The 14431-nt window shown below is 51.0% G+C and carries 9 protein-coding genes; 7 read left to right on the plus strand and 2 right to left on the minus strand.

Translation table 11 applies throughout. The features are described 5' to 3' along the window. The first annotated feature begins 321 nt into the window (after positions 1–321). Together C5S61_RS10950 and C5S61_RS10955 are read left to right on the plus strand one after the other, a co-directional pair. Positions 322–4752, plus strand: a complete 4431-nt coding sequence (locus C5S61_RS10950) for a right-handed parallel beta-helix repeat-containing protein (protein WP_164689366.1) — start codon at positions 322–324, stop codon at positions 4750–4752. 191 nt (positions 4753–4943) lie between these two features. Beyond that, positions 4944–6662, plus strand: coding sequence for a peptidoglycan DD-metalloendopeptidase family protein (locus C5S61_RS10955; RefSeq protein ID WP_110515096.1), 1719 nt, complete (start codon positions 4944–4946; stop codon positions 6660–6662). A 63-nt stretch (positions 6663–6725) separates the two neighbouring features. On the opposite strand, the gene C5S61_RS27690 is transcribed toward C5S61_RS10955, so the two are convergent. Beyond that, entirely contained in the window at positions 6726–7859 is a 1134-nt protein-coding gene (locus C5S61_RS27690; protein ID WP_164689367.1) for an E3 binding domain-containing protein, read from the minus strand. Positions 7860–8051: 192 nt separating this feature from the next. Here C5S61_RS27690 and C5S61_RS10965 point away from each other — a divergent pair, with 192 nt between their 5' ends. The 5 genes from C5S61_RS10965 (at position 8052) to C5S61_RS10985 (ending at position 12864) form a co-directional block, all read left to right on the plus strand. Next, the gene (locus C5S61_RS10965; protein WP_164689369.1) at positions 8052–8600 is read left to right on the plus strand and encodes a sigma-70 family RNA polymerase sigma factor; all 549 of its coding nucleotides are present in this window, start codon (positions 8052–8054) and stop codon (positions 8598–8600) included. Continuing rightward, complete coding sequence (locus C5S61_RS10970) at positions 8600–9898, plus strand: DUF5667 domain-containing protein (RefSeq protein ID WP_110515099.1); 1299 nt, start codon at positions 8600–8602, stop codon at positions 9896–9898. The genes C5S61_RS10965 and C5S61_RS10970 overlap by 1 nt, the downstream gene beginning before the upstream one ends. Positions 9899–10455: 557 nt before the next feature. Then, on the plus strand, positions 10456–11310 hold the full coding sequence (locus C5S61_RS10975; RefSeq protein WP_110515100.1) for a 3-hydroxyacyl-CoA dehydrogenase family protein: 855 nt from the start codon (positions 10456–10458) through the stop codon (positions 11308–11310). Between the two features lie 178 nt (positions 11311–11488). Further along, on the plus strand, positions 11489–12274 hold the full coding sequence (locus C5S61_RS10980) for an enoyl-CoA hydratase/isomerase family protein (RefSeq protein ID WP_110515101.1): 786 nt from the start codon (positions 11489–11491) through the stop codon (positions 12272–12274). Between the two features lie 80 nt (positions 12275–12354). After that, the gene (locus tag C5S61_RS10985) at positions 12355–12864 is read left to right on the plus strand and encodes a DinB family protein (RefSeq protein ID WP_164689371.1); all 510 of its coding nucleotides are present in this window, start codon (positions 12355–12357) and stop codon (positions 12862–12864) included. A gap of 50 nt (positions 12865–12914) precedes the next feature. On the opposite strand, the gene guaB is transcribed toward C5S61_RS10985, so the two are convergent. Continuing rightward, positions 12915–14393: an IMP dehydrogenase gene (gene guaB / locus C5S61_RS10990; protein WP_110515103.1), complete on the minus strand. Its 1479-nt coding sequence runs from the start codon at positions 14391–14393 to the stop codon at positions 12915–12917. Positions 14394–14431: the final 38 nt, after the last annotated feature.

The raw sequence follows: 14431 nt of genomic DNA on the forward strand, positions 1-14431 counted from the left end.
CTTTGAATCGATGTCAAGCTAGCTTGATTTAGCGGAATAAACCCCTAGACAAATATCTAGCCAAATAGTTGCGAAGCCGCTATGCTTGTTAGTAGAAGGTCGCCATATGCATCAGTTTGTGGGAGAGTTGGGCAGATACAGCAGGGTTGGCATATTGGGGTATGCCAACCCTGCTGCTATTTAAGCTAGCTTAATCGCGCCAAGCAGCGTAAGATTGTTGCTACTCACTGCTCATTTGGTACAACTCCTACTTTAATATTCAAAACCCGAATTTCAGCCCTTGAATGCTTGGGTGCTAGGCAAAGTATGCATGAGGTGGCTATGAACGACCATTTTCAGCGGCAGTTTGTTGGCTTTCGTCGGGTGCGAAGTGCATGCTCATTGATGCTTCTTATGGGTTTGCTTTGGCTTAATCCACCTGGTAGTGACTTGGTGAAGCAAGGGTTTGCCCAAAACAACCCTAACTCGCCGCTTTGTAACAATCCGGCGATCGTTAGCAATGCCAATGATTCTGGAGTTGGCTCGTTACGTCAGGCAATTATTGATGTTTGTATTAATGGCAGAATTACATTTGCCAATAATTACCAGATTTATTTGAATACGGCATTACAACTTAGCAAAGACATGACCATCGATGCTGCTGGGCGCTCGATTATTGTAAGTGGTGATAGCAATAACGATGGCTCAGCCAATGTGCGAATTTTTGATATTACTGTAACAACCAGCATCACAATAACCCACATGACGCTTGAACATGGTGTTGGCGGTGATGGTGGTGCTATTCGGAATCGCGGCAATTTGACGATTCGCGATAGCGTATTTCGCAACAATAGAGCTGGCAGTTCTGGTGGGGCAATCTATGCAGATACAGGTACCATCACAATTGAACAATCGACCTTTGATTCAAATACTGCTGGGATTAATGGCGGCGCAATTTGGATCGAACATAACACGACAAACCTGATTAATAGCACAATTGTGAATAATACTGCACCCAATGGCGGCGGCTTTGCCGCTTTTATTGCTACAGCAAATCTAGTCCATACGACATTTTCTGCTAATAGCGGCACGAATGGAGCCGATTTGCGGATCATAAGTAGTAGCGTGAATAGCTCCAATACGATTTTGGCCAATAGTCGTAGCGGCCCAAATTGCGCTGGCGGGTTGGCAATTAATATCAATACCCTGATTGAAGATGGTTCTTGTGGGGCCACGATCACTGGCGACCCGCTGCTGGCAAGCTTGGCAGATTATACTGGTTCAACCCCAACCATGGCCCTGTTGCCCGGTAGCCCAGCGATCGATGCAGGCGATAGTGCTGTTTGTGCGCTAACTGATCAACGCGGAATTGCCCGACCCCACGGTGTGGGCTGCGATCTTGGTGCATTCGAATCGCAGGGTTTTAGCTTAAGTATTCTGGCTGGCAACCATCAAGTGGCCGATTTGGCGAGTGCTTTGCCCTTGGCGTTGCGCATCCAAGCAGTTGCTAATGCTGCCAACGAGCCAGTTGGCGGTGGTGGAGTATTGACCTTGAGCGCGCCATCGAGCGGTGCAAGCCTCAACACGCCGACCCTCACGACAACCTTAGCAATCAACGCTCAAGCAAGCATTCTGCCAATTGCCAACACAATGAGTGGCAGCTATAGCGTTACCGCCAGCCTGCAAGGTGTGGCAAATCCAATTGCATTCAGCTTAAGCAACTGTTTTCCCAATCGCGTGGTAAGCACCAATCATGATGCTGGAGTTGGCTCATTGCGTGAAGCATTGGCCCAAACATGCACTGCTGGAACGGTGAGCTTTGCTGAAAGCATGGTGATTACGCCAAGCAGTCGGTTAGAAATCTTCAAAGGCTTTACGCTTGATACAGAGGATAGATCGATTACGCTTGATGGCTCGCTGCATAGCAATGGCATTTTCTATATCAACGCGACCAAACCTACTATGCTCAAAGGCTTAACCCTGATCAATGGTTCAGGCCAGCGTGGCGCAGCCATTTACAACGAAACCGATTTGTATGTTGATACAAGCGTAATTCAGGCCAATCTTGGGGCTGGCACAAATTCAAACGGAGCTGGAATTTTCAATAATGGGGTTTTAACCGTTACCAACAGTTTGTTGACCGGCAATCGAGCTTCGTCGGGAGCGGCAATTTATACTAATGGTAGTGGCAATCGCACCAATGTCAGCAATAGCACAATTATCAGTAATACTGCTAGTTTTGGGGCTGGGTTTGAATTAAACAATGGGATGCTGATTATTAACAATAGCAGCATTATTGGGAATCAAGCTCTAGAAGGTAGCGGTATTGATACGCTTGCTGGGACGTTAGTAGTTGCAAATAGCACAATTGCCCATAATCAAGCAACCACGCGCGGCGGTGGGGTGTATATTTTCGGCAGCTCAACCAATGCGCGCCTAACCAACACAACGATTGTCTCGAACAGTTCGCCAAGCATTGGTGGCTTGCGCAGCCAAGGTCAATTGCATTTGGTCAATAATTTGATCAGTGACAATGCTGGTGGCGATTGTTTGGCGACGACACTTGGAACCAATAACAATAACTTTGTCGCCGATGCGAGTTGCGCTGCGAGCTTGAGTGGCGAGGCCTATCTGAGCAGGCTGGGCGATTATGGTGGTTCAACTGCAACGATTGCGCTGTTGCCTAGCAGTCCAGCGATTGATGCAGGCGACAGTAGTGCCTGTGCTAGCACGCCAGTTGTAGCCCACGATCAACGGGGTGTTGTGCGCGAGGCTGCCTGCGATCTTGGCGCATTTGAATCGCAAGGTTTTACGCTGGAGTTGGTTCGTGGCGATCAACAAACAACTGTCGTAAATCAGCCATTTGCTCAAGCCTTGACGGTGCAAGTTCAGGCTAATAATCCCAATGAACCGATTCTGGCTGGTGCAATTAGCTTTGTCGCACCATTGAGCGGGGCCAGCACGATTCCAACCCAAACCACACGGTTAATTGATCAGACGGGCTTGGTTAGCGCGACGCTCAACGCGAATGCACTTACTGGCGACTATGTGGTTGCGGCATCAGCGCTTGGGGTTGCCAATCAATTAAGCTTTCATTTGAACAATTGTGCTGGAATGAACATGACCGTAACCAGCACTGCTGATGCTGGCCCAGGCTCGTTGCGCCAAGCACTTGAGGATGTCTGCGATGCTGGCTTGATTCACTTTGATAGCGATACAACCATTCATTTGGCTAGCCCTTTAAGTTTAAACCAACGCGTAACCATTGCTGGTGCTGAACATAATGTTGTAATTAGCGGTGATAGTGACCAGAATGGAACTGCTGATGTGCAACCATTTTTGATTGCCAGCACTGCTAGCGTGACCATTAGCAACCTCATGATTGTTGATGGCACGGCAACCAGCGGTGGCGCGATTCAAAATCAAGGCCAGCTTTGGCTCGAAACTGTACGCTTAGTCGATAATCATTCAAGTGCTATGGTTAATGGTCAAGGTGGTGGTGGCCTCTACAACACTGGTTGGGCCAGCTTACGCAATTGTGTTATCGAGCAGAATACAGCGGCCCGTGGCGCTGGAATTATGGTTGCCAATGGCGGCCATATTCACATCGAGGATTGTATTATTCGCACGAACACTGCCACAACTGCTGGCGGTGGCTTGCTCAATGCCTTGGGTGGCACGATTGAGATTATTGATACAGCAATTTTGAGCAACACCGCCTCAATTGGCGGCGGTTTACGCAACACTGGCGCAACCACAACCATGCAGAATGTGCTGTTGCAAGCCAATCAGGCAACTAATGCTGGTGGCGCAATTCATAGCAACGGCGTATTAACAATTACCCAAAGTTTGCTCTTGGGCAATATTGTTGATGGGGTGCAAGGGCTTGGCGCTGGCGGCGCGATTCAATTAGAGGTTGCGAGCAGCCGAACCACATTAATCAATGTGACCCTCAGCGCCAACCAAGCTAATGGTGGCAGCGATGCTGGTGGCGGGGCAATTATGCACTACGATGGCACGCTCAACCTGATCAACAGCACAATTGCCGATAATCAAACAATTGGTTTGAATGGCGCAGGCATTCGGCAGGTTGCTGGCACGGTCACGCTCGTCAATTCGTTGATTAGCAATAATCGTAGAAATGGCTTAGCCAACGATTTGGCGGGCAACTTCGTTTCTGGCGATTACAATTTGATTGGCGATTTGAGCGCTGCAAGTTTAAGCGGCTCCACTACCAACACATTAACTAACACAGCACCACTGCTCGCTCCATTGGCCAATTATGGCGGCTCGAACGCCAGCTACGCGTTACTGCCCGGTAGTCCTGCAATCGATGCAGCTGGTGCTGCGCAATGCCCGAGCAGCGATCAACGTGGGATTGCGCGCGCTGCAAGCTGCGATATTGGCGCGTTTGAATCACGTGGATTTCAGCTCCATCTGGTGAGTGGCGACCAACAAACGACCCTGACCAACATGCCATTTGCTGCGCCGCTGGTTTTTTCGATCACGGCGAATGCTGCCGAAGAGCCAGTTGGCCCTGGTGGTTTGATTCACTTAACTGCGCCAAACACTGGGGCTAGCATTTCCCCAGCTACGTTAACTATCCCAACCACCAGCAATGGCCTGCAAAGCGTGATGCTCACTGCCAACGCTGTAGCGGGAAGTTATCAAGTTTTGGTTAGTGCGCGCGGCGTAATCAGCCCATTAATTGTTAATTTGAGCCAACGCCAGCAAAGCTATGTTGTTTTGTTGCCGTTTGTGGTTCGTCAATAAGCCGCTGCTGATTGCTCTCAGCCAACGCCCCTCGCCTGCATACCGTGAGCGAGGGGTTTTTCCTGTGCTGAATTGTATGCTTGGTGAGCTATTGTTGCTGCTGACATCAGTTGGTAATCTGCGCAGATAGCATTTTGCTGCGCTGCAAGCTAGGCTTGTAGCAGTTTTTGTATGCAGCAGGAGTTTGGTCTATGGCTCGCCGTTCGTTTATTCCTCATCGACGATTGCAGCGCGCGTGGCGGTTTGATCGCGGCTTGCCCAAGCCGTTGATTGTGCTGTTGGTGCTCGATTTATGTTTGTTGTTGCCAGTGCCATTTTTGTTACCAGCGGTTTTTGGCGAGCGGCCCGTGGTTCAAACCGCGCCCCAAACCCACGTTGAAGCGCCGCAGGCAACGCCGCTTGCTCATGGCGCAGGCATTGGTAGTGCTGGCGAACAGCGCCAATTGCCATTATTAATTGACGCTGTGCGTTTGCAAGATGCGCGTTATGGCGATGCGCAAACAGTGGCGAGTCTGATTGCCACCTATCTGCCAGCATTGGCCGACCAAACCTTTGCGGTTGGCAATGGCATGCAGCAAGATGCTGCGAATATCATCACTGGCCAAGCGCTGCGCTGGAATATCAACCCGTTGATATTGGTCAGTTTGTTGAGCATCAATCACGATATAACGGACACATTTAATGTTGATTATGCGTTTGGCGGCCCTGAAGCTGGCTTTCCGCAACAAGTGCTGTGGGTCACGCTCAGCTTGCGCGAGGGTTTGAGCCAACCGTTAACCAACACCTTTCAACTTAACGATGGCACATGGTGGTCAACCGAGCAGCCCTTGGATTTGGCCAATGTCAGCTTGTTGCGGGTTTTGGCCAAAACGCACGATCAAGCGCAGTTTGAACGTTTGCTTGGGGCTGGCAACGCTGCTTGGGTAGCCAAAGTCACGCCAATTATGGGCGATCCACGCCAGCCAATCTACAATCCGGTTGCTGATCAACCATTTATGTTCACGCCGTTTAATGCAGCCAACCATCCAATTGCCCAATTTGACCATCAATATCCGTTGATCAAGGCCGATGGGACGATGCTGGGCAATGGTTTAAGCTTCGAATTGGGCTACGATGGCCATAATGGCTGGGATTATGATCTGCCTGCTGATAGCCTGATTTTGGCGGTAGCAGCGGGCAAAGTGCTGTTTGCTGGCTGGGTTGATAGCGGTTGTGCAACGCCCGCCGGAGTAGTTGTGATTCAACATCCCAACGGCTATCGCAGTTCGTATTGGCATCTGGCGCGAGTTGATGTGCAAGCAGGCAGCCAAATTGCGCAATCGGCGCTGATTGGCTTGGTGGGCCAAACTGGCTGTAGCGTTAATTATCATCTGCATTTGAGCATTCAGCGCTTGGGTCGCGATGTTGATCCTGCTGGCTGGTGTAGCAATTTGCCTGATCCATGGGCCGCGCATCCTGCTGGAGCGAGCAGCCGCTGGCTATGGCTTGATCAAGTTGATAGTTGCAATCAACCGGCGCTGAGCAGCTTGGCCGATGATAGCGATCCGGCGACCACAACCCGCTATGGCAGCCATTGGCAAGCGGATGCGGCTGGTAATTTCAATGGCTCGCATTGGACAAACAGCGGTGGTCAAAGCCTCTGGCGGCCATGGATTCCTCAAGCAGGCCGCTATCGGGTCTTGATTTTTATTCCGAATACAGCAACTAACGCAGGCACAGCCCATTATCGGGTGGCCCATAGCGATGGCATGAGCGAAATTGTGATTGATCAAGCGAAGCATGCTGGGAGTTGGCTGAGTTTGGGCGAGTTTTGGTTTGAGCCTGGGCAAATTGGCCGCATTGGCCTGAGTGCGATTCCTGGCACAGTCACTTGGGCCGATGCGGTGGCGATCCAGCCGCTTCAGCCCTAGCTAGAGTGGAGTTTCTTTACTCCTCGCCCGCCGTGTGGGAGCGGGGTTGGGGTGAGGAGATCGTTAAGCAACAGCCTTGGCCAAATCGGCTAAAAATGCTTCGGCAGCGTGGTCGCTAATCAAACGTGTATCATAGCTGAGGGTTGCGATTGCCTGTTGGCTGATTTGCAGGGCCTCGCCAACCAACACTTTGCGCACGCCACCAATGTGCAAGGTTGCCGATTGACCGTAGCGAATCGGCGCTGCACTCCACAGATTGACATCACTTTGAATAAAGCTAAACACACAAGGCTGTTGATCTGCGTTAGTGCTTAATGCTCGTTGCAAGCCGCGCAAATTGAGATCGGCGGCAAACGGAATGCTCGTGCTGCCCGCTGGATGCTCTGCAAGAATGTGCAAATTTGCGCGTTCCAGCCGATCTCCATCGACCCAAAGGCTGCGCAACAACGGATGTCGCTGCAACACATGGATTGTTGCCAACAACAGTTGGGCGGTTAGCTCGCTAGGTGCAAAGCGATCGACGCTGATTGGGTGTGAGCAATAGGCTTGAGGAATTGTAGCCGCAGCGATTTGGCGCAATTCAATCTGCTGTTGTTGCTCGTTTGTCCATGCTTGCAGGGTGCTTGGCTGCTGGGCTGATTGCTGGGTTGGTTGCTGGGTTGGTTGCTGAGTTGGTTGCTGGGCTGGTTGCTGGGTTGGTTGGCTTTTTGGCGCTGGAACAATAATTACCTGTTCTGATTGTGCAAACGCATTGCCCATTTGTTCGGCGACACAAAAGCCATCTGCTGGGGCTGCTAGTTGCTCGGTAGGATTGGGCGTGGTTGTAGCATGATCAGGCAAGTAGGCTAAAATATCGCGTTTGCCAACCCGACCATCGGCCAACGTGCCGCTGATCGTGCTTAAATCGAGCTTATGTTGTTCGGCGATCTTGCGCGCTACTGGGGTGACAGCAAGTTGGCGTTTTGACACCGTTTCAACAAATTGTAATAATGGAGTGGTTGCATCGAGGCTGGCTCCCTCATTTACCAATAATGCTGCAATCGTTCCAGCGTGGTTTGCTGGAATCGCCCATTCAGCGTGAGCATCAACAACCAAAGCCACAATTTGGCCTGCTGCAACCACAGCACCTGGTTGAATCAACCAACGAGCTAAGCGAGCACTAGATTGAAACGGTGGTAAGGCCACTGACGATGCCATGAACACTCCTTTGTGATCTACATAATGACAGTTGAGGCAGCCCATTGGCAGGAGCAATCACCAGAGATTCCAATGACTGCGCGCTGAGACGCAAGCTATTGTACCATGGGGATGAATGGTCAAAAACGTTAACGATCTTAACCGTAACGAATTGAGCATTCAGACGGTATACATTGAAAGGGGATGCTCGTTTTGCTCGAGTCTCTCAGCGATCAAGAAATTATCGAACGCGCCAAAGCCTACGATCATGCAGTGCTGCAACACCTTTACGAGGCCTACTCGCCAGCGTTGTTTCGTTATATTTATTATCGCATCGGCGACCATGAAACTGCTGAAGATATTCGCGCCGATGTATTTATCAAGATGCTCGAAGGCCTTGGTTCGTTCAATTATCAAGGTTGGAGCATCGCCTCATGGTTATATCGCATCGCCCATGATCGGGTCGTTGACCATTTACGGCGACAAGGGCGACGCAAACAGGAAACCTTGGTGGATACGGTGGTTGATCCTACCGACGGGCCTGATCAACAATCGTTAGCATCGTTGGATCATGCTGAACTCTATGCGGCGTTACAGCAACTCACCGATGAGCAAGCTGAAGTGATCATACTGCGATTTTTGCAAGATCGGAGTATTCGTGATGTTGCGCAAATCACTGGTCGTAGCGAAGGTGCTATCAAAGCATTACAGCATCGGGCACTTAACGCGCTAGGTCGATTACTTCGACCAGTGGGGGACTAATGAATGATAAGTTGAGCGAGCTGGTGATTGATGCTTGGCAGAATGGGGTTAGCCTCGAAACGCTCTGCCTGCAATATCCACACCATGCCGACGCTATTCGCCAATTGATTAATCCATTAATCAAACTTCAACAGGTCAAAGCGCCAACTCTGCCACCACGGGCGAGTCAAGCGCAGGCCGATTTTCTGCGTTTAGCCCAACACTATCGGGCACAGGCAACCGCAAAGCCAAAGCAACGCCGCTCGCTGCTGACCCAACGTTGGTTGTGGGCAACGGCCACGATCGTCGTCTTGCTCTGTTTGAGTGGCAATCTAGTTTTATCGGCCTCAGCTCGTGCGCTGCCGGGCGATAATCTGTATGGTGTGAAACGCTGGAGCGAATCGCTAAGCCTTGCTTTTACACCGAGCGATCAGCAGTTGTCCGTGCGGATTGAGTTGGTCAATGAACGCCAGCGCGAAATCGCCAGCTTGGTGGCGTTAAATAAGCCGGTGCCAAATGGCTTGCTTGATGAAGTGGTGAATGAAACCCAATCGATCGAGTTAGCACTTGCGCCAACCCATACCAATGATCCCCGCCGCGATCAGTTGCGCCAAGCTAATCAACAACTGCAAACAACGATTGCTATTATTCCAAGTGACAATCTTAGTGATGATCTTAAGCACCATGATTTGATTGAGACGCTTGATCAAAGTAGTCAGCGCATGGTTGCGAGTGCTTCGGTCACCCCAACCCAAATGGTCAAGGTTTTGCTTGAACCAACAATGAGTGCGCAACCAGTTACAGTATTTGAACCAACCGATGGGCCAAATATTGCCAACCCACGTGTGCCGCCCAAGCCCCAAACCCCGACGCTTGAGCCAACCGAGGTCGTTTTGCCAACCTCGACGAGCACCGCATTGCCAACCTTCAAACCAACTAAAGTTCCAGCAGCACCAGTAGTCAAGCCGATTGCGACGGCTACCATCGTGCCAACGATATTACCAACCAGCACAGCGTTGCCAACCGAGCTGCCAACGGCGACTGAGTTGCCACCAGCAACAGCCTTGCCAACCAGTGTGCCAACCAGCACGCCATTGGCAACCGAAATTCCTAGCATTGGGCTGCCTACTGCAACCACAGTTGTTGTGCGTAACCCAACCGTGGTAGTGCCAACCAAAATTCCCGATGAGATTAAGCCCACCGAGGTGCCAACGCCACAACCAACCTCCGCAGTGCCAACCAAAGAGCCGCCAGCCCCAGTGCCAACCAAAGAGCCTGAGGATAGCAAAGGCCAACCGCAACCAATTAGCCATAACTAAACCATCAGAGGTTAGCCTGCAGCGGTCAGGTATCAGCAATGCGTTGTTTGATACTTGGCCACTGTTGCACGAAGTAGAGCAAAGAGCAAAGAGCAAAGAGCATAGAACATAGAGCATAGAGCAAAGAGCATAGAACATAGAGCACGAAGGCTAGAAACCGCGAAGCACGCGAAGAGGAATGTGGCTATTGGCTAGAGGCTTTGGGCTATCGGAACAATGGTTGTTATTGCAATTAATCTCCGCTAGCCATCAGCCCAAAGCCCTTAATGCTCTGCACCGCTGCGTTAAACGCTGATTGCTGCTCCCTTATTTCATCCCTCATCTCTCATCCTTTTCGTTGGCCACAGATTGCACGGATTCCACGAATAATTATCCGATAGCCCAAAGCCCTTAATGCTCTGCACCGCTGCGTTAAACGCTGATTGCTGCTCCCTTATTTCATCCCTCATCCTTCATCCTTCATCCCTCATCCTTCATCCTTCCATGTGACGCACTGCATTCTAAGTCGGCTATAATAGCGCCAATAGATTGCTTGTTGTAGCACAAGGAGATGATCGATGGCGATCACAAAAGTCGGGGTACTTGGCTGTGGCTTGATGGGCGCGGGCATTGCCCAAGTTGCCGCCCAAGCAGGCTTCACGACGGTTGTGCGGGAAGTTAATCAAGCTGTGTTGGATAAAGGCTTGGCTCGCATCAACGCCATTTTGGAAAAGGATGTGAGCAAAGGTAAGCTCAGTGCCGCCGACCGCGATGCAAGTTTAGCCCGTTTGCATGGCACTACCAGCTTCGACGATTTGGCTGATTGTGATTTGATTATTGAGGCGATTGTTGAGCAGTTGCCAGCCAAACGCGAAGTCTTTACCGCACTTGATGCATTGTGCCCCCCCAGCACGATTTTTGTTTCCAATACTTCATCGTTGACAATTATGGAAATGGCAGCAGTCACCAAGCGCCCTGATCGCTTTGCTGGCTTGCACTTCTTCAATCCTGTGCCAGTTATGAAATTGGTCGAGATTGTGCGCGCGCTGACAACCTCCGATGAAACGATTGCTGCATTGCACGAATTTACCCGCGCCTTGGGCAAAACTCCAATCGATACCAGCGACACCACCGGATTTATTGTCAATCGCTTGCTGGTGCCGTTTTTGCTCGATGCAGTACGGCTGCTGGAAAGTGGCGTTGCTACCCGTGAAGATATTGATGAAGGCATGAAACTGGGCTGTGGCCATCCGATGGGGCCATTAACCTTGCTCGATTTTGTGGGCATTGATACGGTCTATTCGATTGCCAATATTATGTTTGATGAATTTCGCGAGCCACGCTTTGCCCCGCCACCATTGCTGCGGCGCATGATGCTAGCAGGCCACTTTGGGCGTAAATCGGGCCAAGGCTTTTATAAGTATGAAGGATGAATTATGAGGGATGAAATAGCTGATTGATCATGCATCTCTTGCAAAATATTTAATCCTTCACTCCCTTGTTCATCTTTGATCAAATAAATGATGCTGGTTGGATATTATTGTGGATAGTGTTTGATCGAAACTTCATCCCTCATCCTTAATCCTTCATAATTACAGACAGGAGATTTTTATGGCGTTTGAAAATATTGTACTTGAGATTAACGAGCAGGTTGCGGTTATTACGGTTAATAGGCCTAAGGCCTTGAATGCCTTAAATAGTGCAACCATCCGCGAATTGGGCCAAGCGGTCGATCAATTAGCCCAAGATACCAGCGTTCGCGCCTTGATTATTACTGGTGCTGGCGAAAAAGCCTTCGTTGCTGGCGCTGATATTAGCGAAGTCAACAGCATCGAAAGCTCATTGCAAGGCAGCCAAATGTCGGAAGCGTTGCACGATGTGTTGTGGAAACTTGGCGAATTGCCGCAAGTTACGATTGCCGCAATCAACGGTTTTGCGCTTGGTGGCGGTTTTGAGCTAGCCTTGGGCTGCGATATTCGGCTGGCCAGCGAACAAGCACAAGTTGGCTTGCCCGAAGTTGGTTTAGGCTTGGTGCCTGGCTGGGGTGGCGCATTGCGGGTGCAACGCTTGGCTGGCACTGGCGTGGCCAAATATTTGGTGCTGACTGGCGAGCGCATTCCAGCCAGCGAAGCCCAACGGCTTGGCTTGATTGAAAAAATTGTGCCAGCAGCAGAATTGCTCGACGAAGCCCATAAACTGGCGGCCAAGGTTGCCAAAAATGCGCCATTGGCCACGGCCTTAGCCAAACGCTTGATTAATCGTGGCGCTGAAATGAGCTTGCGCGATGCAATTGCCTACGAAAACGGCATTTTTGGTCAACTCTGCGTGACCGAAGATGTTAAAGAAGGCACAAGCGCATTCTTGGAAAAACGTGCTGCGAAATGGCAAGGCAAATAGCTCAAACTCCGCCAAAAGTTGTAGTCAATCAGCTGGCGATTTGGCTATAATGGCACAGACGTTCTGTTATGGGAGTGTGTATGCAAAACCCTACTGTTGAATCTATGATTGCGAAACTCGATGCTGATCGGGCGGCGAATCAAGCCAAATTTGGCGAGCTTGACCCAAATGCCTTGGTCTATGCTGATGGCCCTTGGACGGTCACCAATATCATTAGCCATCTGACGATTTGGGAAGAAGAGTTTTTGAAGGGGTTGCAGGCCCATCAAGCAGGCCAAAGCTACCTGACCGAAATGCCAGATTTGGAAGGTGAAGACGCAGGGCTAAACGCCTTTAATGCGCGCACGGTTGGCGAACGCAAGCAACTGAGCTACGAACAAGCGCTTGAGCAATGGGCCGCTGTGCGCCAGCAAATCAAGGCAACCTTGGCAAGCCTTACGCCTGAACAAATTGCTGCGCCAATGGTTGCGCCTTGGGGTGGCGATGCAGCTTCACCAGTGGCCCAAACTGGCGGCTGCCTCTGGCACGAAGGCCATCATCTTAAGGAAACCTTGGACGCTGTGAACGCTGATAGCGCCCAAGTCGGCTAAACATTGCAGCCCTGCTTCCTTGTACTTGGAAGCAGGGCTGTTTGAGCAATTTAGCCGCGGCGTTCGTAGTTTGGTGCTTCGTTGGTAATTGTCACATCGTGGGGGTGGCTTTCGGCCAAGCCTGCTGGCGAAATGCGTGAGAAGCGGGCGTTTTTGCGTAGCTCATCAACATTGTGCGCGCCAACGTAGCCCATACCTGAGCGCAAACCGCCAACCAATTGATAAACGGTATCGGCCAGTGCCCCTTTGTAAGGAACCATGCCCTCAATCCCTTCGGCAACCAATTTGCGGGCAGGCTGATTGCTTTGGAAATAGCGATCGCTGCTGCCTTGCTGCATTGCGCCAATCGAACCCATGCCGCGATAGGATTTGAACGAGCGCCCTTGGTAGAGAATCATCTCGCCTGGTGATTCGTCGGTTCCTGCCAACAAGCCACCGAGCATAACCGTGTGTGCGCCAGCAGCCAAGGCTTTGGCAACATCACCGCTATACTTGATACCACCGTCGGCGATGATGGGCACGCCTGCTTCTTCAGCTGCTTTCACGCACTCCATCACTGCCGTAACTTGCGCCATCCCCGCACCAGATACCACCCGAGTGGTACAAATGGACCCGGGCCCTTGTCCGACCTTCACCGCATCAGCACCGTGTTCAATTAGGGCGCGCGCACCTTCACCGGTGCTCACATTCCCGCCAATGATTTGCAGGTCGGGATATTGTTGTTTGATGCGAGCAATTGCATCGAGCACTGCTTTGGAATGGCCGTGGGCTGTATCGACCGCAATCACATCAACGCCTGCCTCGACCAACAACTTCACGCGCTCTAATTCGCTTGGTGAAGCACCAACCGCAGCGCCAACCCGTAAACGACCAAAGGCATCTTTGGTGGCGGCGGGATGTTCGATCTGCTTTTGAATATCCTTGACCGTGATTAAGCCAGTGAGTTTGCCATGTTCATCGACGACCAACACCTTTTCGATCCGATGTTGGTGCAAGGCTTGTTTGGCTTGGTCGAGGGTTGTGCCAACAGGCACAGTCACAAGTTCTTCGCTGGTCATCAATTCGCTGATTTTGCGCATGGGGTCGGTTTCAAAGCGCAAATCGCGGTTGGTAAGTATCCCAACCAATTCGCCAGCAGCACTGGTAATCGGCACCCCTGAAATATGGTAATCGCTCATCAGTTCCCAAGCCTCGCCGATGGTTTGCTCTGGGCGCAAGGTAATTGGGTCGGTAATCATGCCACTTTCTGAGCGCTTGACCCGCCGCACCAAATCTGCTTGTTGGGCGGGAGCCATATTTTTGTGAATAATGCCAAGGCCACCTTCGCGAGCAAGTGCAATCGCCATGCGATCTTCAGTCACCGTGTCCATCGCAGACGAGACAACTGGAATGTTCAAACGAATCTCGCGAGTTAGCCACGTGCTAACGTCGATTTGCGAAGGCAAGACATCAGAGTAGGCTGGAATCAGCAGCACATCATCATAGGTCAGCCCTTCAAACGCGAACTTAGCACTCCAATCGATTGGCATGGGGTTATCCTCCTTGGGATATATGAAAAGCTCACCGC

The organism is Herpetosiphon llansteffanensis (genome assembly GCF_003205875.1).
Classification (GTDB): Bacteria; Chloroflexota; Chloroflexia; order Chloroflexales; family Herpetosiphonaceae; genus Herpetosiphon; species Herpetosiphon llansteffanensis.

What these genes read in the sequence shown, in the direction of transcription:
- C5S61_RS10950 (WP_164689366.1), top strand. Translation starts at nt 322, where the DNA reads ATGAACGACCATTTTCAGCGGCAGTTTGTTGGCTTTCGTCGGGTGCGA.
- C5S61_RS10955 (WP_110515096.1), top strand. Translation starts at nt 4,944, where the DNA reads ATGGCTCGCCGTTCGTTTATTCCTCATCGACGATTGCAGCGCGCGTGG.
- C5S61_RS27690 (WP_164689367.1), bottom strand. Translation starts at nt 7,859, where the DNA reads ATGGCATCGTCAGTGGCCTTACCACCGTTTCAATCTAGTGCTCGCTTA.
- C5S61_RS10970 (WP_110515099.1), top strand. Translation starts at nt 8,600, where the DNA reads ATGAATGATAAGTTGAGCGAGCTGGTGATTGATGCTTGGCAGAATGGG.
- C5S61_RS10975 (WP_110515100.1), top strand. Translation starts at nt 10,456, where the DNA reads ATGGCGATCACAAAAGTCGGGGTACTTGGCTGTGGCTTGATGGGCGCG.
- C5S61_RS10980 (WP_110515101.1), top strand. Translation starts at nt 11,489, where the DNA reads ATGGCGTTTGAAAATATTGTACTTGAGATTAACGAGCAGGTTGCGGTT.
- C5S61_RS10985 (WP_164689371.1), top strand. Translation starts at nt 12,355, where the DNA reads ATGCAAAACCCTACTGTTGAATCTATGATTGCGAAACTCGATGCTGAT.
- guaB (WP_110515103.1), bottom strand. Translation starts at nt 14,393, where the DNA reads ATGCCAATCGATTGGAGTGCTAAGTTCGCGTTTGAAGGGCTGACCTAT.